This window comes from Parabacteroides sp. AF39-10AC (genome assembly GCF_003635405.1).
Lineage (GTDB): Bacteria > Bacteroidota > Bacteroidia > Bacteroidales > Tannerellaceae > Parabacteroides > Parabacteroides distasonis.
This window is the reverse complement of record NZ_QTLP01000022.1, coordinates 10710-31922: the sequence shown is the minus strand read 5'-3', so window position 1 is coordinate 31922 and position 21213 is coordinate 10710. Positions and strand designations below refer to the sequence as shown.

The following is a 21213-nucleotide window of genomic DNA, read 5'->3' as shown; positions in this document are numbered from 1 at the left end:
ACAATGCCCAGTATAAGGAGGTTAGAATGGGCACCGTAAGAAGGTAAGAATGGGCATCGCAAGAAGCGTTATCTTCCTCTAATTTTCAATTTTCAATTCTCAACTTTCAATTGAAATGACTATCTTTGTAATTCGAATTAAAACTAAACGATAAGATGAAACAAATAGTTTTTATTTTCATGGCGATCCTGTTAGCGACAGGAATGGCTTCAGCTCAGAAGAAAGCAGTTATTTCCGCGGAAACAACCAGTTTCGATTTTGGTACCATCAAGGAAGCAGACGGAAAAGTATCCCATACGTTTGAAGTATCCAATACGGGCGATATGCCTCTGGTCATTACACGTGTAATCGCGTCTTGCGGATGTACGACCCCGGAATGGCCGAAAGAACCGGTAGCTCCGGGTAAGAAAGCCCAGATCAAGGTTACTTTCGATCCGGCAGGACGTCCGGGTCCTTTCACGAAGACCATTTCCGTATACAGTAACGGGAAAACCGGAAGCTTCATCATGAACATCCGGGGAGAGGTTGAATAAGAAATACGTAAAAAACCCCCAATTGGAATGCTGAATATAAAAAGGTTGATCCTTGCTCTTACAGCAATTATATCTATAACGACAGCTTGGGCACAACAAGGCGCCCAAATCTTGTCGGACGAGTTGACTTATAATTTCGGGACAATAGCCGAGGCCGATGGATTCGCCAGTCATACTTTCACGATAAAGAATACGGGAGACGCCCCTTTGGTCATCACCCGTGTTACCGCGTCATGCGGTTGTACACGGCCGGAATGGACCAAGTCGCCGATCGCTCCCGGTAAGACCGGTGAAGTTAAGATAACGTATAATCCGAAAGGACGCCCCGGCCCGTTTTATAAAACCGTATCGATATTCAGCAATGGAAAGAAAGGGAGTTACAGCCTAGCCATTAAAGGAAATGTCACCCCGAAACCTTCGCAGCCGGTCTTTACGTATCCTTATTCTATCGGTGATCTGAAGCTGCATACGAAGACTGTTCTATTCAGCAGTATCCGTCCGGAGGAAACGTTGGGCGAGAAGATCAACATTAAGAACGAGGGAAAGACCTCGGCTACGATTCATCTGGGTAAAGTACCTCACTATCTCAACGTACAGGTGAACCCGGCTACCCTTCAACCGGACGAGGTCGGTGCCATTACGATCCTTATGGATGCCAAGGTCTTGAAGCGAAAAGGACGAGTCTCTACGCTTTTGCCGGTCATGGTACAGAACGCCGGAAAGAAGGAAGTATCCGGAGATATCCAGATCTCCGCCAACGTGATCGATAATTTCAGCAAACTATCCGCTGCGGATAAAGCCCAAGCCCCAATAGCGGAATTATCCGGCACTTTACTGGAATTCGGCAAGCTACCGAACAAGAAAAACATCGTTCCGTTGATCGGTGGTAAGGTATCGGGTACATTTGAGATTACGAATGCCGGAAAGACTCCGCTCACGATCTACAGCGTCACTTGTGATGATGAGCGTGTCGATTTGTCCGGCGGCAAGAAAGAACTTAAACCGGGAGCGACCGCTACTTTCAAAGTAACCTTGCGACCGAAAGAGATAAAGACAAAACTTGAAGCACTTATTAATGTCGTATGCAACGACCCGAACGGGCCTATTCGCTTGATCAAGGTGACGGCATACAAATAATAGATTGATATGGAACATCCAGAAAACGATGATCAGTACAAGGGATTGAAAGTGAATAAGGGCATTGCGGATGTCCCTACCGTAAATCCTTATATAAAAAAGCGTGTCCAACGCAAGGTATATACGCCTTCCGAATTCGTGGAAGGTATCTTAAAAGGGAATATCACGATACTCAGTCAAGCGGTTACCTTGGTGGAAAGCTCTAAGCATGAGCACCAACAGGTGGCGCAGGAGATTATCGAGAAATGTTTGCCTTTCGCCGGAAAATCGGTCCGTATCGGTATTACGGGTGTTCCCGGAGCGGGAAAGAGTACCTCTATCGACTCTTTCGGCATGCACTTGATCAACCAAGGGCGTAAGCTTGCCGTACTAGCGATCGACCCGAGTAGCGAACGCTCGAAAGGTAGTATCCTAGGAGATAAGACTCGTATGGAGGCCTTGTCGAGAGAGAAAAACGCCTTTATCCGTCCTTCACCATCCGCAGGCTCCTTAGGGGGGGTCGCCCGTAAGACCCGTGAGACGATCGTATTATGCGAGGCCGCCGGTTTCGACACCGTATTCGTAGAGACCGTGGGTGTCGGACAAAGCGAGACGGCCGTACATTCTATGGTGGACTTCTTCCTGTTGATTCAATTGGCCGGTACCGGAGATGAGTTGCAGGGTATCAAGCGAGGTATCATGGAAATGGCGGACGGTATTATTATCAATAAAGCGGATGGAGACAATATCGATAAGGCGAATCTCGCCGCCGCTCAGTTCCGGAACGCCTTGCATCTTTTCCCACCTTCGGAATCAGGTTGGTTCCCGAAAGTATTGACTTATTCCGGTTATTACAACATAGGTATCAAGGAAATATGGGATATGGTCGGAGAGTATATGGAGTTCACCAAAAAGAATGGCTACTTCAACTATAAACGTAACGAGCAAGCTAAATACTGGATGTACGAAAGCATCAACGACACGCTGCGGGATAAGTTCTACCATAACCCGGCGGTAGAAGGCATGCTGGAACAGACGGAGAAACAAGTCTTGAACAACGAGATCAGCTCGTTCGTAGCAGCCAAACGAATGATTGATCTATTCTTGGATCAGATCGCTACGAAATAGGTATAAAAGCATAAGAGTGTCGCACGATCTGATCATGCGACACTCTTCTTTACTTGAACCTTACATCGACTCCTTTGTCTTCTTTCGCTTTCACGGCCAACGTGCGTCCTTGTCTCTTTACCTCTCCTGTGATGAATTCAGGTATATTGTAGGATTTCATAAAGCGAAAATAAAAATCCGTATCCTTCTGGGGTAACAGGAAAGGTTTGCAAGCCTGTCCTTTCTCATCGATATAAGCGATAAACAGTCTTGTATACAAACCATCCATCCGACGGCTGCTAAACACGATCCAACGGCTATCGCTACTCCATGAATGATAGCTTTCCACATCGTCGCTATTCGCCGCCTCCAATGGATAACTTCGCAGAGTCGATAAATCAATCATGTACAAATCGGCATCCTTATGCCAAATAGAGAAATTCCCATAACCGGACAAGGTATAGAGCAAATACTTTCCATCCGGGGAAACCCGGGGAAAAGAAACGCTTTTATCGATCTCCGATGCCTTATATAAAGTATCGACTACCGTCCCGAAACGGCGTGTAGCGGGATCGAACGAGACTGAGCATAGATCGTATCTCACTTGATCGTATTCCTTGGGCATCGTACGGGCTTTAGCCGAACAGAAATAGAGCGTATTTCCATCCGGGGAAAATGTAGGGAAAGTCTCGAACGCTCCCTCTGAAGACAACAGCGGAGAAGTCACGATCTCATGCTTTTGCGTATCATAGACGACCACATCCGAAGCCGAGTCGAATACCTCCACCCGATTCCTATCGTTCATATGAAACGCTTGCTTGGTTTTATTCACAGAGAAAGCGACATATTTTCCGGAAGGATGCCAAGAAGGATAGACCAGTGGAGAAAGGGTCTGATCGGTCTTCGTATTCAGCTTCTCCACCCTATCTCCATCGATCAATAAGGTACAAGAGTAGGTCTCACGCATATGGAAAAGCATTTTCTCCGGATTCTGCATACAGAAAGAATGGCAGTTCATACAGTTATTGCCGCTCATCTTATTTTCGATGATCGCGTTCTCCGTATAATTTTCCAAGTTACGTTGATAGATACCCATACGGTTCCACAACTCATAGCCCGGTTCGATTAAACGATAAGCCAACCAACCATCGACCGGCTCCTTCGCCACCTTGATGATGAAGGGGGCATACGCGATCCATTCATCATTCACGAAGGCTTGTACGGTTACATTCAGATGATTCCCGGAAGCGGTGCGCAACAGCCTTTTCCAACCGGAGGCCGGGATCACGAAACAAGCGTCTTTCCCGGTCTTGATCTCTAATTTCTCCGGGCCACATTCGAGAATGGCACGGGCCTCAGCGCAAGCGTCTTTCAGCCTAAAATTCAAGGGAGCTATATTCGGCGGGATTGTCACATCCGCATAATCCGGAAAGATCTCCGGCTTGACTTCCAGATTCTTCTGTATACGTACCGGACCGGAACAAGCCATCAAGCCCAGAATCATCCACAGACATATACATCTTATTATATACATTTTTCTCATCTCCTATTTAAACATATAATAATACCAATACGTATCGCCATAAGAGCGATACATCAAACCGGGCAGCGCATTACTATTATTCCGCCCAGCGAGCACTTGCCTCTTATAATCGGTGAATCGCCCTACGATAGATTCCGAGACACCGAAACGTTTCCAGTAATCCGGATCTTTCTCCGATAGGATGATGACCGCCTCTTGAAAAGAGACCGGTAAAGAAGGGAGTAAATCCGTTCCGTAATAGGTTTCCACCAACGTCTTAAAGCGCGTCACATCTTTTGCTAAAAGATAGAATACGCCGGCATAGTGGAAAGCGGCTTTATTGGAAGGATTCTGCTCCGCCAAGCGAATCAAGTCCGTGTCGAATCCATCCATCTGGATCAGATGATTCTCAGCTAGCAGGTTCCTGCGCATATTCCCCAATAGAGGATCTGTCTCGACCGCCTCATCATTATACAGGAATTTCCGCTGCGCTTTGGCCCAATCCTTATAATAGAAAGTATTCTCTAAGACAGCGATATATTTCTCCGCGACCGGATAGGCTCCATAAATCAAGTTCGTTTGTACCAAACGTTGCGTCATGCGGGGATTTCCATCACATAAGGCACCAATATTACTTTCGAAAGCCATCTCTTGAGCCGCGGCGACATTTCCCATCGTAAAATAAACATCACTCAGCAAGGCGGATATGGTAGTCGATTTATTCCATGCCACCATTAATCCACGAGGCCCGTGCTGCGTGTACTTAAACGCCTCATCCGCCAGAATACCTTTCCGGGCCAAAGCCATATTTTGGTAACATAAATAGAGTTGATTAGTGGTCGGCTCCTTGCATGATACCAAGATCCGGTCCCATTGCTCTGTCCGGGTAAAATAGTCCATCATCTTCAAGCGGTATGATTTCTGTTCGCCATATAGATCGAAGCCTTTCCAGAAGATAAGCCCTAAGATAATGAATTGGGAGATTCCCAGCGCTAGACGCTTTTTACCAGCCCATGATTCCTTGTTTTTACAGAGGCAGGTTACAACCAGCGCCGCATAGAAAGCGATCCATGAGAAATAAATTACCTTATCCGGCACCAAACGGAAATAATAATAACTATCCGGTAAAAAGACAAAGCGGTATTCTCCGATCACCGAGTAACGCACACATAATCCACCCAAGATCAACACGATCATCGGTAAAATCGCGGAATAATACCAACGGGGCGTCCGGCTCATGGCCTCGTATCCCATCATGGACAAGGCAAACAACAAAGAGACCGGCCCGGCCAACCCAAAGAGTAACAGGGAGGCAAACAGACTTGCTATCAAACGAGGTATGAAATTCCTTATCCCTAAAACGAGATATAAAGCAAGCAGCATCATACCGAAGGCTACCGTTCCTTGAAACCTGTAATTAAAATCCCATTGCACAAACAACAAGGATAGGACGGGAAGCCAAGCCCATAAAATACCATGGCTTCGCGGATCGATCCGCCTCAAGATCGCCCAGAACAAGGCCCCTAGGCTTGTCAGCAGGGCCGCCGTTATCATAGCTCCCACATTCGGGAGAATGAAGAACTGCACCAAACAACCGGAAAGAACCATCGCTAAACCTCCCGGTTGCATTAACTTATCGATAATAAAAATGGGAGTCAACTGGAATAACTGGTTCTGCTCGACACAGTAAAAGTGGTACTCACTGAATATCCTCAAGAAGATAAACAGAAAGACAAATACGATTACATTCAAGGCCACGCCGCTATACTTCTTCATGATATCAGGTTCTTCAAATAAAAACCCGGATGTACGCAATCGCTACATCCGGGTTCCTATTCGTATAAATATATGCCTTATTTAGATTGAAGAAACACGGAGCGTGTTCAACAAATCCCGGTTAATAGGCTTATCATTCTTGATCGCTTTAGAGAACGGTACATAGACGATCTGGTCGTTCTGGATACCCATCATCACGTTACGCTGGTCATCCAACAAGGCATCGATCGCGGCCACACCCATACGAGTCGCCAAGATCCGGTCTTGTGCCGTAGGAGAACCACCACGCTGCAAGTGACCTAAAATAGAGACACGCACGTCGAACTGCGGATATTCCTTCTTCACACGCTCAGCGACACCCATAGCGCCACCGGTTACCTCACTTTCGGCAACCAATACGATACTACTGTTCTTGGACTTACGGAATCCATTCTCGATCATCTCGGCCAATTGGTCTTTCTCCAAGGAGATTTCCGGGATAATAGCGGCTTCGGCGCCAGAAGCGATCGCTCCGTTCAACGCCAAGAAACCCGCGTCGCGCCCCATAACCTCCACAAAGAACAGACGATCATGCGAGGTAGCCGTATCACGGATCTTATCCACGCATTCCATGATCGTGTTCAAGGCCGTATCATAACCGATCGTCGTATCCGTGCCATACAAGTCATTATCAATCGTACCCGGCAATCCTACGATCGGAAAATTAAACTCCTGAGCGAAAATACGCGCTCCCGTCAACGTTCCGTCACCACCGATAGCGATCAAGGCATCGATCCCATGCTCTTGCAACTTATCATAGGCCTGTTTTCGTCCCTCGGGAGTCTTGAACTCCACGCAACGGGCGGTCTTAAGAATTGTTCCACCGCGTTGAATTATATTACTGACATTTTGTGTCTTAAACTCTTCAATCTCATCTAGGATCAACCCTTTGTAACCACGGTAAATACCTTTCACTCTCATTCCGTTATAAATAGCGGAACGTGTTACCGCACGAATAGCGGCATTCATTCCCGGGGCATCACCTCCGGACGTTAAAATACCAACACACTTTACTGTAGACATAGCGTCATTGATTTTAATGTTCTCCGGCAAAAGTAGTAAATATTTAGTTATCCTTCTGTCTTTCTCCCGGAAAGTTCACGTAATCTTAATCAAAATATCATTCCGAAGCATTCAGTTCCTTGATCCGGACCGCCACTTCCTCCATCAACCACTTGGGAGTGGATGTAGCGCCGCAAACCCCGACCCGGCGCACGCCCTCGGGCAAAGGCTCGGTAATCTCTGATACCTCGGAAATAAAAAGCGTATTCGGGTTCGCTTTCCGGCACTCCTCGAACAGCATCTTTCCGTTGGAACTTTTACGACCGGCCACAAAATAGACCCAATCGTGGCTGGAGGCGAACGCTTTTATATTCGGAAGGCGATTCGCCACCTGACGGCAAATCGTATCGTAATAATTAAACTCCACCCCTTCCGCCATCCGCTGCTTGATCTCCGCCACTACCGCCTTGAATCCATCCAAGGACTTCGTGGTTTGGGAAAACAGACTGATCGCACGGGTAAAGTCCAGACGATCGAGGTCTTCTATTTTCTCGATGACAATCGCCGTGCCTTCCGTCTGGCCCACCAAGCCATTCACCTCCGCATGGCCTTTCTTTCCATAGATAACCAGCTGGGTGTTATTTGCCCGGGTCTCTTGATAACATTTATGGATCTTGCGCTGCAAACGCAAGACAACCGGGCAAGTAGCATCTATAATCGTGATATTGTTTCGCTTCGCTAAAGAATAGGTAGAAGGTGGCTCGCCATGCGCCCGGAGCAACACCTTCCGGTCTCTCAACTTTGAAAGGCCATCATGATCGATCGTATGCAGCCCCATATGCTCCAACCGCTCCACCTCCAAACTGTTATGAACGATATCGCCTAGGCAATACAGCGTATCCGTATTACCCAGCTCCCGCTCCGCGCTTTCTATGGCGGTAACAACCCCAAAGCAGAATCCGGAATCTTTATCTATCTCGACTTCTATCATATCTATAATATCATTAACAAACAAGCACTTACAGTTTTCTTAATTTTCAATCACAAGAAACTAAAGTTTCTTCATAACAAAACTAGAGTTTTCCCTAAGAGAAACTTTTGTTTCCTAGTAACGAAACTATAGTTTTCATTCGAAGAGACAAAAGTTTTCTTTATAGGAAACTCTAAGCACTCGTTTATGAACCGATCGCTTTATGATATTGTTCCAGCAACCAAGCCTTTTGCTCGTCCAAAGTCATATGGGAATTATCCAATACCAAGGCATCATCCGCCTGTCTCAAAGGACTTTCCTCCCGGGTTGAATCTATATAATCCCGCTTCTTCACATTCTCCAGCACTTCCTCGTAAGAAGCGGGGATCCCCTTCGCCTCTAGCTCATCCACCCGGCGCTTGGCACGTACCTCCGGCGAGGCCGTCACGAAAAGCTTCAACTCCGCATCCGGGAATACGACCGTACCGATATCACGGCCATCCATCACGATGCCTTTCGCCTTCCCCATCTCTTGTTGCTTAGCGACCAACGCACGGCGCACAAAGCCTAGAGTGGCTACCGGACTCACTTTATCCGCCACTTCCATGCCACGGATCTCTTTCTCTACATTCACACCGTTCAAATAGGTATCCGGCCGGCCGGTCTCCGCGTTCAAACGAAATGAAATATCGATATCATGGATAGAAGCCTTCAGCTCTTCCTCCTTAATCTTCTCTCCCTCAAAAAATCCATGCTGGATGCAATACAAAGTCACGGCCCGATACATGGCACCCGTATCGATATACGTATATCCGATCTCCTTGGCAAGATCTTTTGCCATGGTACTTTTGCCACTGGAAGAGTGGCCGTCTATAGCGATAACTATTTTCTTCATATATGTATATATTAATGTATAGGTTTATTCTGTCACCTTCTTAAAATCGGCCAAGGTCGTAGATACGCTAATCATCATCGACATGGCGGACGGATGATATTTCGCCAGCGAGAAGCCCACGTCAAACATCTTGATCCTTACGCCTGCGCCCGCCGAGAAGCCGGAGAAACTTCCCCCGCCTTTCAACTTCATATCCATATTGACCTTCGGATTGAATCCTACGCCTACCCAAAAGTTCTCGGACGGGATAAAATCCACGCCGATGATAAAATGCTTCGCCAACGTCTTAACAAAAGAATCCCCTTCATACTCTTTATCCGTATTATCGATATAATCGAACTTCCAACGGTTCAAGTATTGGGCCGTCAAAGAAAAACGAATCGGGGCATGCGCCATTTTCTGCGTGATACCCATCTGGATATCCCAAGGCATCTTTTGTCGCTCATCCTCGTAAGCTTTCAGTTGCGCGCCGATATTCTTCAAGGCGAAACCAAAAGAAAAACCCTTATCCGAATTATAATAACTCAATCCCGCATCCACGCATAAACCGATAGAGGTATAATCAGCCAAGCCCGAATACAAGAACTTCAACGACAATCCACCCCGCCAACGCTCGCTCAAGTCGCGGGAGTAGAAACCATTTACGCTGATATCTTTCGCCGAAAGACTCGCTCCGGTCACGACATTATCCGGCAACACCTCCTGGATATCGCCATAGCTTATAAACGTAGCGCCTACGCCCCAAGCCCCTTTCTCGCCATGCGCTTTCGTGAACAAGGCACTCCCTACGTTGATATCCGAGATGTAATTCATATAATTCAAGTTGATCATCCCATCCATCTCCGCGCCTAGCAACGCCGGATTATGAAAAATAAGTGAAGGATCTCTTTCTACCAACGCCACGGTATGCCCACCCAAGGCGTTAGCCCGGGTCGAGGTCGGGAAACGTAAGAAAGTATACGCCTCGCTCCCGTTTTGCGCTGAGACAGACAGTGTAACAACGAATAAAATCAGTATAAATAGTTTATTTCTCATATTTTCATGCAAAAAATCGTTCAAAGATACATTAATTCGGAAAAATGTTTTTACTTTACACCCGCAAATCTCAGAAATACGGATTTCACATTAACAGAAACGGGAAAAATGCCAAAAAGGTATATAATCGCTCTCATTTTTGTTTGATATATGAAATAATTTGTATTTTTGCAGAAGTGAAAAACACTTATAAATTATTATAAACGTATGGAAATTAAAAAATCACCGAAAGCGGACCTTGAGAAAGGTAAGACCCTAAGCATCCTTATGGGATTTGTAGTGGGCTTAGCTGTCTTGTTCGTGGGCTTCGAATGGAGTACCCGCGATGTAATGGTCGTTCAGGCTAGCGAGGGTGTAGCAGACATCATCGCTGAGGAAGAAGTGGAAATCACGAGACCGGAGAATACGCCTCCTCCACCTCCACCACCTCCAGCACCAGTTGTAACCGAGGTTTTGAACGTTGTTGAAGATGACGTTGAATTGGAACAGCAGGATATCTTATCATCAGAGGATGACCAAACCTCAGCGCAGGAGGCTGTTTATACTCCCCCCGCAGTTGTAGAAGAGGAAGAAGAGTCCGCACAACAGATCTTTACAGTTGTAGAAGAAATGCCGAAGTTCCCCGGTGGAGACGCAGAATTGCTGAAGTTTATCGCTAAATCAATCAAGTATCCGGTAATCGCACAGGAAAACGGTATCCAAGGTCGTGTAATCTGCGCATTCGTGGTTAACCGAGACGGATCAGTAGTAGACGCTGAGGTATTACGTGGTGTAGACCCATCATTGGACAAAGAGGCTCTTCGTGTGATCGGTACCATGCCTAAATGGACTCCGGGTAAGCAGAGAGGTAAACCAGTACGTGTTAAGTATACTGTGCCTATCACGTTCAGATTGCAATAGTATAACATTAAACATATCAAAAAGGCTGCTTCATTTTCGCAGCCTTTTTTTATTTCATAACTCCATTAATTGATACAGCTATGTTAGCATTCGAGAATATACTTCAAAGAATAAAAAGCGAGATCTCTCAACTACAATTCACCAATCCTCCCAAGAGCTTATACGAGCCGATAGAGTACATCTTGTCCCTCGGAGGAAAAAGAATACGTCCGGCGTTAACGTTGATGGCATGTAATATATATAATAATAGTATAGAGAATGCGATCAAGCCCGCTTTAGGTCTGGAAGTTTTCCATAACTTCACCTTGCTGCACGACGACCTGATGGATGAAGCTGATAAAAGAAGGAACAAACCTACCGTACACAAGGTATGGAATGCCAATACGGCGATTCTATCCGGAGATGCGATGCTAATAGCGGCTTATCAATTAATCGGATCAACGGAACACGGCCACCTCAAACAAGTGTTGGATTTATTTACGCAAACCGCGGCGGAAATATGTGGCGGCCAACAATTCGACATGGAATTCGAGTCTCGCATGGATGTAAGCGAGGAAGAATACATCGAGATGATCCGGCTAAAGACAGCCGTACTACTGGCCTGCGCCCTTAAAACAGGTGCCTTACTCGGAGGTGCCTCACAGAAAGACGCAGACCATTTATATGCGTTTGGTATTAATATTGGTCTAGCGTTTCAACTGCAAGATGATTTACTAGATGTATATGGTGACACCGCCACTTTCGGGAAAAACATTGGCGGCGATATCCTTTGCAACAAGAAAACATTCTTATTGATCAACGCTCTCAGACTGGCCAATAAAGAACAAGCGGAAGCTCTCCGTAGCTGGATGGATAAAAAAGAATTCGACCCGGCTCAAAAGATACAGGCATTCACCTCTATCTACAACGAATTGCAGCTAAAACAATTAACAGAAAATAAAATCCAAGCCTATTACGACGCATCCGTAGAGAACTTAAACGCTTTACAAGTCGCCCCCGAAAAATTAACGATCCTAAAAGAGGTTTGTGATCATTTAATGCATAGACAATCCTAATCCATGAGCTTAATAGACACACATTGCCATTTATATCTGGAGGATTTCGATCCGGAGCAAGACGAACTGGCTCAAAAAGCAAAAGACTCAGGTATCGACACCCTGCTTCTGCCAAACGTAGACCTGACGACGATTGACAGAATGCACGATTTATGCGATCGATACCCAGAGTTCGCTTTCCCTATGATGGGATTGCATCCGACCAGTGTGGATAGCAATTATATCGATATCCTAAAACAAACGGAATCCTATCTATCTAAACGTACTTATTGCGGTATCGGTGAAATCGGGATCGATCTATATTGGGATAAGACTTATTTGAAGGAGCAACAAATCGTTTTCGAGGAACAACTGCGTTGGAGCATCGATCTAAACCTGCCCGTAGCCATCCATACCCGTGACGCATATCCGGAAGTTCTGGAATGCATAGATAAAGTCGGAGCGGAAAGACTTAAGGGCGTATTTCATAGTTTTACCGGCACAACAGAAGAGCTGGAAGAAATAAAGAAACTGCCCACCTTCAAGATCGGGATAAACGGGGTTGTCACCTTTAAAAATTCAAAACTGTCCGAAGTCATCCGGCAAACAGATCTTGAAAAGATACTCTTGGAAACAGATGCCCCCTATCTTTCACCAGTCCCCTACAGAGGTAGACGGAATGAGCCTACTTACATATGGAAGACGGCCGAGAAAGTGGCGGAAACATTCGGCCTCACGCTAGAGGAAACCGTAAACGCTACTCGAAAAAACACATTAGAATTGTTTAAAAGCCTAAATAAACCCATATAGACACTTTTTTTCGAATGAAGTCAAAATTTATTTCGCGGATATTGTGTATATGTCAAGCAAAAACTATAGATTTGTACACTGAAAAGATTGCATATGGGAATTTTTTCGTATTTTGCGGTCGTTTTAGAAGAAGCTAGGCGAATAATTGGAGAGATGCTCGAGTGGTTGAAGAGGCACGCCTGGAAAGCGTGTAAACCCCTAAAGGGTTTCGCGGGTTCGAATCCCGCTCTCTCCGCAGTGGAGAATACCATGAATTAATTAACAATAAAATAAAAACAAATAAGAGAATTATTAATCTTAAAAATTAAACACACAATGAAAAAGTTATTTGCAAAAGCATTCTTGGGTTTATGTGCCCTTGGAACTTCTACCGTAGCATTCGCACAGGATGCGGCTCCAGCAATTGAAGGAGGTATGTATCAAGCATTAAAGACAAAGTTTATCGAAGGTGGTGCCGACTTCATGAGTTTGGTCGCTATCGCTTTGATTTTCGGTTTGGCATTCTGCTTAGAGAGAATTATCTACTTAAACTTGGCTGAGACAAACTCCAGCAAACTGTTGAAAGGTATTGAGGATGCTTTAGACAAAGGTGATGTTGAAGGCGCTAAAGCTATCGCTCGCGACACAAGAGGCCCTATCGCTTCTATCGCTTACCAAGGATTGATGAGAATTGACCAAGGTATTGACGTTGTAGAGAAATCTATCGTTTCTTACGGTGGTGTTCAAGGCGGTCTTTTGGAAAAGAATATGTCTTGGATCACATTGTTTATCGCAATGGCTCCGTCTTTGGGATTCTTGGGTACTGTAGTAGGTATGATCATGGCGTTCGATAAAATCGAGCAAGTTGGTGATATCAGCCCGACGGTTGTAGCAGGTGGTATGAAAGTGGCCTTGATTACTACTGTAGGTGGTTTGATCGTAGCCTTGATTCTTCAGGTATTCTATAACTATTTGTTAAGCAAATTGGAGGCTATTTTGAACCAGATGGAAGATGCTTCTATCTCTTTGCTTGACTTGGTTATCAAATACAACGTCAAATTCAAAAAATAATAACGAATTATGGCAGTTACTAAAATAAGAAAAATATCCAGTTGGACTTTACTGATAAGTTCTATTATCAGTATCATTGTGCTGGGTATGTTTTATGCGGGTGGAGTCGTTGACCCTGCCGCAGAAATGAAAGAACCCATCTATACAGGGTTATTGATTAACTGGACTTCTGTATTGTTCTTCGTGACAATCATCAGTACAGTATTGTTTGCGGTTTGGCAATTCTTGACTTTGCTGAAGACTAACGCTAAATCAGCTATCATGTCTTTGGTAGTATTAGTTTGTTTCGTAGCCGTATTGTTCATCACCTATACAATGGGTGACGCGACTCCTTTAGCAGGCTTGAACGCAGACTCTCAAGTTTACAATACTCCGGGTTGGTTAAAGATCACAGACATGTGGATCATGTCTACAATCGTACTTTTGGTTCTGATCGTAGCATGTGTAGTTTGGGGTTCTGTAAAGAGAATCATGGGTAAATAATAGTAATAACGAACTGATAAAACAAGAAAGAAATGGGTAAGAAAAGAAAGACACCGGGTATCAATGGTTCTTCTTCGGCCGATATCGCTTTCATGTTGCTTATCTTCTTCCTTATTACTACATCAATGGATACAGATAAAGGTTTGGCAAGACGTTTGCCGCCCCCTGTACCTAAAGATCAGAAGAACGATACCGATGTTGACATCAAAAAGAGAAACTTGTTGGTTGTATTGATCAACAGTAATAACCAGATTCTCTGTGGTGATCAATTTGTCGATATCAAGCAATTGAAAGAAAGAATCAAAGAGTTCATTGATAATCCTTACAATGACGAACATAAGCCTGAACGTGTTGAGGCTGATGTTCCATTCTTCGGAAAGATGATGGTAACGAAGAACCACGTAATTTCTTTACAGAATGACCGTGGTACCGAATACCAAGCTTATATCGATGTGCAGAATGAAATCGCGGCTGCTTATAACGAATTGAGAAATAAGGTTTCTAAGGAAAAATTCGGGAAGAATTTCGCTGATTTGGACGAAGAACAACAAAAAGCTGTACAGCAGATTTATCCGCAAAAGATATCAGAAGCTGAACCTAAAAATTATGGAGGTAAAAAGTAATGGGAAAGTTTAGTAAAGCGGGCGGTCGTGAAATGCCCGAATTGAATACATCATCATTACCTGACTTGGTGTTCGCTTTCTTGTTCTTCATCATGATGGTAACATCTATGCGTGAGGTAACATTGAAAGTAGAGTTCCATGCTCCACAAGCTACAGAGCTTCAAAAATTGGAGAAGAAATCTTTGGTTACATTTATCTATGTAGGTAAGCCGACTAGAGATTTGAGAGCGAAGATGGGTTCTGAGACTCGTATCCAGTTGAATGACGCTTTTGCAGAGACTTCGGAAATTCAGGATTATATCGCACAAGAAAAGTCCAGTATGAAAGAAGAGGACCAGCCGTTTATGACAGTTTCTATTAAGGCTGATAAAGAGACCAAGATGGGAACGATCACCGATATCAAGCAGGCTCTTCGTGAGGCATACGCATTGAAGATTAGTTATTCCGCAGCACAACGTGTAGAGTAATAATTATTCAGATATAGCATTATAAAAAGGGGCGGGATTTATTTCCCGCCCCTTTTTTATTCCACTCCATAAACGTTTTGGTGAATAATGGTCTTAACTCGCTCAAAAGATTGCTCAAGATCAAGTTTCCCATGAGTCATCAAACGCATTTCTAAAAATGCCTCTCCCTTACGATAGGGAGGTTGGAAATATACATGGTGATCCAAGACAAACCCCAGACGTTCATAAAAACCGATTCTACGTTTACTCATCTCCTCTGTCGGCATCTCTACCTCTAAGACAACCGGATCTTCGTGGAGAGCTAAAAAACTTGTCATTGCTTTCGCTCCGATTCCTCCGTTACGAGCGGACTCGTCGATTGCGAAATGCTCCGCATAAACAAAGCCCTCAAATTGCCATCCCGTAATGAAACCCACATAAATACCATCCCGTAGCAAGGCATACATCTCGAAACGGCTATCTTCCTCCAAAAGCTTACGTACCAAAGAGAAATCACGACGCTCTTCCTCGGGGAAAGAACTAGTATATGTTTTCTCTACTAGATCCAATAAAGGATCGGCTATCTCCCGGACAGGCTTACTAATTATTACATGATCTTCGCTCATAAAAAAAATACTTAATAATTGAATAAAGAATGCTTACAAAATCAAAATAATCTACCATAATCTTTAGGTGATTATAAGATTATCATTATATTTGTATTAAATATGAAAGATATAATCTAACAGTAATACAAATATACTGAATATATGGCACATCATCAACTAGATGAACTGGACGAGAAGATACTTAAACTAATCATCGGCAATGCGCGTATGCCATTTTTGGAAGTAGCGAGGGAATGTAACGTATCCGGAGCGGCTATTCATCAACGCATACAAAAGCTGACTAATTTAGGGGTTATCAAAGGTTCAGAATTCATCGTGGATAACACAAAAGTTGGGTATGAAACTTGCGCATATATGGGGTTATTCCTAAAGTCTCCCGGACAATTTCCAAGCGTTACCGAAGCGCTGTTGCAGATACCGGAAGTCGTGGAATGCCATTATACAACGGGGCAATACGACCTGTTTATAAAAATATACGCAAAGAACAACCAGCATTTGCTAAGCATCATCCACAACAAGCTTCAACCATTGGGCTTGGCTCGCACCGAATCGCTTATATCCTTTAAGGAGGCATTCAAAAGGCAAATTCCTATTGATCTGGACGACGATTAAACAAAGGAAGCTATATAAGAAAAGGGTCCGTAATCCGGTTGAAACCGGTTACGAACCCTTTTTATCATGATCACTAAGCGCTATTAGAACTCAGCGTTATTCGGTGTACGCGGGAAAGGTATCACGTCACGGATATTTCCCATACCCGTAACGAACAACAAAAGACGCTCAAAGCCCAAACCGAAACCAGAGTGAGGCACCGTACCAAAACGGCGAGTATCTAAGTACCACCACATATCCTTCATCGGGATGCCCAATTCGTCAATACGACTCATTAGCTTATCATAGTCAGCCTCACGCTCGGAACCGCCGATGATCTCTCCGATCTTCGGGAATAATACGTCCATCGCACGTACCGTCTTTCCATCCTCGTTTTGCTTCATATAAAAAGCCTTGATCTCTTTCGGGTAATCCGTTAAAATTACAGGACGTTTGAAGTGATCCTCCACTAAGAAACGTTCGTGCTCGGAAGCCAAATCTACACCCCAATAAACAGGGAACTCAAATTTATGTCCTTTAGCGACAGCCTCTTCCAATATCTTGATTCCTTCAGTGTACGGCAAGCGAACGAATGAGTCTTTCAAGACCCCTTCCAGACGAGCGATCAATTCCTTATCGAACATATCGTTCAAGAACTTGATATCCTCCATACAGTTATCCAACGCCCATTGTACGCAATATTTAATGAACTCCTCGGCCAACTCCATATTGTCCGTGATATCATTAAAAGCGACTTCCGGCTCAATCATCCAGAATTCCGCCAAATGACGAGGCGTATTTGAGTTCTCCGCACGGAACGTAGGGCCAAACGTATAAATCTGTCCCAAGGCTGTAGCAGCCAACTCTCCCTCCAACTGTCCGGAAACCGTCAAGCTAGCCTGCTTGCCGAAGAAGTCGTCCTCATAAATGATAGAGCCGTTCTCATCCTTTTTCAAGTCGTACAAATTCTTGGTAGTAACTTGGAACATCTGTCCGGCACCCTCACAGTCGGAAGCCGTGATGATCGGCGTATGGAAATAGAAAAAGCCTCTATCATGGAAAAACTTATGGATAGCGTAAGCCATATTATGACGAATACGGAATACCGCTCCAAATGTATTCGTACGAGGACGCAAATGAGCGATCTCACGCAAAAACTCCATGGAGTGTCCTTTTTTCTGCAATGGATAAGTAGCTGGATCAGCCGTACCGAAGATCTCAATCTCGGTAGCCTGTATCTCCACATTTTGCCCCTTACCTTGGGATTGTGTCAAGATACCATTTACGCTGATACTAGCTCCCGTGGTAATCGGTTTCAAGAACTCGTCACCCAATTTATCTACATCCACAACGATCTGAACATTATTAATTGTAGAACCGTCATTCAAGGCGATAAAATTCACCTGTTTGCTACCACGGCGGGTACGTACCCATCCTTTCACATTCACGGTAGTACCGAAAGCGTCGCTTTTCAGCACGTCTACAATTTTTGTTCGTTTAATTGTTTCCATCTGTATCGTTTTTTGTTATTCGAAAGCTCCCATCCTAAGAGCGTTCACTTCCCTTTCATTTAAGTAACGCCATTTACCGCGGCCTAAGTTCTTCTTAGTCAAACCGGCGAAATAAACACGATCCAATTTCGTCACATGATATCCCAACGATTCGAAAATACGGCGCACGATACGGTTACGGCCGGAATGGATCTCTATACCCACTTGGCTCTTATCGTCCTCGCTAGCATAGCTGATAGCGTCCGCATGGATCTCTCCATCCTCAAGCTCAAGGCCGTTGGCGATTTTCTCCATATCCTCGATAGCCACGTTCTTATCCAACCACACATGGTAGATCTTCTTCTTCTTGAAAGATGGGTGAGTCAATTTAGAAGCTAAATCACCATCGTTCGTCAACAACAAGACTCCTGTCGTATTTCGGTCCAAACGGCCTACCGGATAAATACGTTCTTGGCAGGCGTTCTTCACCAAATCCATTACCGTCAGGCGTTCTTGAGGATCATCAGAAGTCGTTACGCAATTCTTCGGCTTGTTTAATACAATATATACTTTGCTCTCGATCTGAACCGGCTTCTCGTTAAATGTAACAACATCTTGACGAGTAATCTTAGTACCCAATTCCGTTACCACGACATCGTTTACCTTAACAGCTCCTTTCTGGATAAACTCATCAGCCTCACGACGAGAACAAACACCAGCGTTAGATAAGAATTTGTTCAAACGAATCGGTTCGTTTGGATCCGCCAAGACTTCCTTATACTTGATCTGTTTCGGACGAACGTTGTATCCCTGCGATCTTTGGAAGCCACCTCCTCCACCGGGACGGCGATTATTATTGTAAGAAGGACGGCGATTATTTCCATATCCACCACCCCCTTGACGATTACCGCCATAAGAGTTATCGTTACCATACGAACGTCTGGGTGCGTAACCGTCCCCGCCGCTTGAACGTGAATCATTGTAATCAACCCGGGTATCACCTACTCTAGGTCTTCTTTTCTTCATACCATCCGCAGACATTCCCTCTCCGGAAGGACTAGCGGAATAAGCCTTTGCCGGTCCATCATAATTAGGACGAGACGGACGATTGTATTGCCCTCCTCCATTCCCATATGACGGGCGGTTATTTCCATAAGACGAGCGGCCGCTGTTGTAGCCACCTTCACGGTTGTTGCCATAAGACGGGCGATTATTTCCATACCCACCTTCGCGATTGTTGCCATAAGATGGACGACTATTACCATAGCCCCCCTCACGGTTGTTGCCATACCCGCCTTCACGGTTATTATCGTAAGAACGCGGACGGCTCGGACGATCCCCGTATGAAGGACGGTTATTTTCTCCATAAGACCGATACGGTCTACGTTCATAGCTACCCTCAGGTTTATTATAACCCTGATTGTAAGGTCTTCTTTCACCTTCTTGGTCTGTGTTTTCCCGTCTGATACTTGGTATCACTTTTTTTGGACGCGGTTGAGATTCATCTCTTTCTTCTGTACTCATTTGTTATAAATTAAACAATGGTTAAAAACTTGGTAGCCTCACGGCTACCTGTATTATCACTAAATTCCTGTATAATTATGAGGCGTTATAGCCCTTAATTCATCTTTAATCCGGTCGCTAACATTCAAGGTTTCGATAAATTCCTTGATAGATTGCTCCGTAACAGTCTGGTTCGTACGTGTCAAAGCTTTTAATGCCTCGTAAGGCTTCGGATAACCCTCACGGCGTAAGACCGTCTGGATACCCTCGGCTACCACAGCCCAGCAATTATTCAAATCCCTACTTAGGGCGCTCTCGTTCAATAACAATTTACCCAAGCCTTTTGTTAAGCTCTTGAAGGCAATTTCTATATGTGCCAAAGGCACGCCTACATTTCTCAACACGGTAGAATCCGTCAAGTCTCTTTGTAAACGAGATACCGGCAATTTCGTAGCCAAATGCTCTAAAATAGCGTTAGCGATCCCTAGATTACCCTCAGCGTTCTCGAAATCAATCGGGTTCACCTTATGTGGCATAGCAGACGAACCGATCTCACCCGCCTTGATCTTTTGCTTGAAATACTCCATGGAGATATATTGCCAGAAGTCACGATTCAAGTCGATCAAGATCGTATTGATACGCTTCAAGCCATCGAAGATCGCTGCCAGATTATCATAATTAGAGATCTGGGTAGTCCACTCCTCACGTTTCAAGCCTAACACCTCACTAACGAACTTATTACCGAATGCCCTCCAATCATATTCCGGATACGCTACATGATGCGCATTGAAGTTTCCTGTAGCACCACCGAATTTAGCGGAGATAGGAACGGCCTTTAACAATGCCAACTGTTGCTCCAAACGGTAAACAAAGACCATCACCTCCTTACCCAAACGAGTCGGAGATGCCGGTTGCCCATGTGTCTTAGCCAACATCGGGATATCCATCCATTCCTCGGCGTATTTTTTCAAGGCGCCGATCACCTCTTCCAAACCCGGATAATACACCTCTTGCAAAGCGTCCTTGATCGATAAAGGCACAGATGTGTTATTAATATCCTGAGAAGTCAATCCAAAATGAATAAACTCGTGGTATTTCTCCGCAAGGAAATGATTTGTTTTTTCCTTAATAAAGTACTCCACCGCTTTCACATCGTGGTTTGTCACGCTCTCGATCTCCTTCACTCGTAAAGCGTCCTCCTCCGTAAACTCCTGATAAATCTTCCGGAGCCCCTTTTTTACTTCCGCCGCATTTAACTCGCTTAATTGCGGAAGAAACTCAGATAGAGTAATAAAATACTCGATCTCAACTCGCACCCTATACTTGATAAGTGCGTATTCTGAAAAATAAGCCGCCAGATTCTCAGCCTTATTCCTGTATCGCCCATCCACGGGCGAAATAGCAGTCAGTGTCGATAATACCATATACATTATTAATATAGAGTCGCAAAGTTAAGTCTTTTCCATTGAATAATAAGGTAAGCAATCGTTATTTTTAACTAAATGCCCCGTTTTTAGGACCATCAGACACTTACGTAGCCACATCCAAACAAAATTCATATTCATCCACATTTTTTCGTCAAAAAGTTTGGTGGTAATAAAAAAAGCCGTATCTTTGCAGCGCTTTAGAGAGATAAAGCGAACGAAAAATAAGTTTAAA

Annotated in this window: 22 protein-coding genes and 1 tRNA gene; 12 read left to right on the top strand and 11 right to left on the bottom strand. The window is 44.6% G+C overall.

Going from position 1 to position 21213, the window contains the following annotated elements; genetic code table 11:
- The first annotated feature begins 155 nt into the window (after positions 1–155).
- From DW033_RS17845 to meaB, 3 genes are read left to right on the top strand one after another with little or no spacing between them, the layout of a single operon-like run.
- Entirely contained in the window at positions 156–533 is a 378-nt protein-coding gene (locus DW033_RS17845) for a DUF1573 domain-containing protein (RefSeq protein ID WP_005858893.1), read from the top strand.
- A 27-nt stretch (positions 534–560) separates the two neighbouring features.
- Positions 561–1670, top strand: coding sequence for a DUF1573 domain-containing protein (locus tag DW033_RS17840; protein ID WP_048928155.1), 1110 nt, complete (start codon positions 561–563; stop codon positions 1668–1670).
- Between the two features lie 9 nt (positions 1671–1679).
- Complete coding sequence (meaB, locus tag DW033_RS17835; RefSeq protein WP_057326588.1) at positions 1680–2777, top strand: methylmalonyl Co-A mutase-associated GTPase MeaB; 1098 nt, start codon at positions 1680–1682, stop codon at positions 2775–2777.
- Positions 2778–2826: 49 nt separating this feature from the next.
- On the opposite strand, the gene DW033_RS17830 is transcribed toward meaB, so the two are convergent.
- The 6 genes from DW033_RS17830 to porQ all read right to left on the bottom strand — a co-directional run bounded on the left by DW033_RS17830 (position 2827) and on the right by porQ (position 9995).
- Positions 2827–4299 carry a PD40 domain-containing protein gene (locus DW033_RS17830; protein WP_122382993.1) on the bottom strand — a complete coding sequence of 491 codons (1473 nt, stop codon included), beginning with the start codon at positions 4297–4299 and terminating at the stop codon, positions 2827–2829.
- 3 nt (positions 4300–4302) lie between these two features.
- Positions 4303–6054, bottom strand: a complete 1752-nt coding sequence (locus DW033_RS17825; RefSeq protein WP_005867939.1) for a DUF6057 family protein — start codon at positions 6052–6054, stop codon at positions 4303–4305.
- 81 nt (positions 6055–6135) lie between these two features.
- Complete coding sequence (pfkA, locus tag DW033_RS17820) at positions 6136–7116, bottom strand: 6-phosphofructokinase (protein WP_005858904.1); 981 nt, start codon at positions 7114–7116, stop codon at positions 6136–6138.
- A 97-nt stretch (positions 7117–7213) separates the two neighbouring features.
- Positions 7214–8086, bottom strand: coding sequence for a 4-hydroxy-3-methylbut-2-enyl diphosphate reductase (locus DW033_RS17815; RefSeq protein ID WP_005867938.1), 873 nt, complete (start codon positions 8084–8086; stop codon positions 7214–7216).
- A 184-nt stretch (positions 8087–8270) separates the two neighbouring features.
- A complete protein-coding gene (cmk, locus tag DW033_RS17810) occupies positions 8271–8960 on the bottom strand; it encodes a (d)CMP kinase (protein ID WP_005867936.1) in 690 nt (229 codons plus the stop codon).
- A gap of 24 nt (positions 8961–8984) precedes the next feature.
- On the bottom strand, positions 8985–9995 hold the full coding sequence (gene porQ, locus DW033_RS17805; protein ID WP_022193218.1) for a type IX secretion system protein PorQ: 1011 nt from the start codon (positions 9993–9995) through the stop codon (positions 8985–8987).
- Positions 9996–10202: 207 nt separating this feature from the next.
- On the opposite strand from porQ, the gene DW033_RS17800 reads away from it, so the two are divergent.
- From DW033_RS17800 to DW033_RS17765, 8 genes are all read left to right on the top strand, one after another.
- On the top strand, positions 10203–10895 hold the full coding sequence (locus tag DW033_RS17800; protein ID WP_048928203.1) for an energy transducer TonB: 693 nt from the start codon (positions 10203–10205) through the stop codon (positions 10893–10895).
- An 80-nt stretch (positions 10896–10975) separates the two neighbouring features.
- A complete protein-coding gene (locus DW033_RS17795) occupies positions 10976–11950 on the top strand; it encodes a polyprenyl synthetase family protein (protein WP_005867931.1) in 975 nt (324 codons plus the stop codon).
- Positions 11951–11953: 3 nt separating this feature from the next.
- On the top strand, positions 11954–12739 hold the full coding sequence (locus DW033_RS17790; RefSeq protein WP_005867930.1) for a TatD family hydrolase: 786 nt from the start codon (positions 11954–11956) through the stop codon (positions 12737–12739).
- Between the two features lie 147 nt (positions 12740–12886).
- A tRNA-Ser gene (locus tag DW033_RS17785) sits at positions 12887–12974 on the top strand.
- 80 nt (positions 12975–13054) lie between these two features.
- Entirely contained in the window at positions 13055–13789 is a 735-nt protein-coding gene (locus tag DW033_RS17780) for a MotA/TolQ/ExbB proton channel family protein (RefSeq protein WP_005867929.1), read from the top strand.
- Between the two features lie 9 nt (positions 13790–13798).
- Positions 13799–14272 (top strand): hypothetical protein, encoded by a 474-nt coding sequence (locus tag DW033_RS17775; protein WP_005867928.1) that lies wholly within the window; start codon positions 13799–13801, stop codon positions 14270–14272.
- 32 nt (positions 14273–14304) lie between these two features.
- On the top strand, positions 14305–14895 hold the full coding sequence (locus DW033_RS17770) for a biopolymer transporter ExbD (protein WP_005858924.1): 591 nt from the start codon (positions 14305–14307) through the stop codon (positions 14893–14895).
- Positions 14895–15362, top strand: coding sequence for a biopolymer transporter ExbD (locus DW033_RS17765; RefSeq protein WP_005867927.1), 468 nt, complete (start codon positions 14895–14897; stop codon positions 15360–15362). The genes DW033_RS17770 and DW033_RS17765 overlap by 1 nt, the downstream gene beginning before the upstream one ends.
- Before the next feature lie 56 nt (positions 15363–15418).
- Here the strand turns inward: DW033_RS17765 and DW033_RS17760 are convergent, their stop codons facing one another.
- Complete coding sequence (locus tag DW033_RS17760; protein WP_005867926.1) at positions 15419–15967, bottom strand: GNAT family N-acetyltransferase; 549 nt, start codon at positions 15965–15967, stop codon at positions 15419–15421.
- A 144-nt stretch (positions 15968–16111) separates the two neighbouring features.
- Between DW033_RS17760 and DW033_RS17755 the strand changes: the two genes are divergently transcribed.
- Entirely contained in the window at positions 16112–16582 is a 471-nt protein-coding gene (locus DW033_RS17755; protein WP_005858930.1) for an Lrp/AsnC family transcriptional regulator, read from the top strand.
- A gap of 83 nt (positions 16583–16665) precedes the next feature.
- Here the strand turns inward: DW033_RS17755 and asnS are convergent, their stop codons facing one another.
- The 4 genes from asnS to DW033_RS24990 form a co-directional block, all read right to left on the bottom strand.
- Entirely contained in the window at positions 16666–18072 is a 1407-nt protein-coding gene (gene asnS, locus DW033_RS17750) for an asparagine--tRNA ligase (RefSeq protein WP_008772638.1), read from the bottom strand.
- Between the two features lie 15 nt (positions 18073–18087).
- The gene (locus tag DW033_RS17745; protein ID WP_048928149.1) at positions 18088–19575 is read right to left on the bottom strand and encodes a pseudouridine synthase; all 1488 of its coding nucleotides are present in this window, start codon (positions 19573–19575) and stop codon (positions 18088–18090) included.
- A gap of 59 nt (positions 19576–19634) precedes the next feature.
- On the bottom strand, positions 19635–20978 hold the full coding sequence (gene purB, locus DW033_RS17740) for an adenylosuccinate lyase (protein WP_005867921.1): 1344 nt from the start codon (positions 20976–20978) through the stop codon (positions 19635–19637).
- A 27-nt stretch (positions 20979–21005) separates the two neighbouring features.
- The coding region (locus DW033_RS24990; RefSeq protein ID WP_233523669.1) for a hypothetical protein at positions 21006–21213 on the bottom strand (208 nt) is incomplete at its 5' end.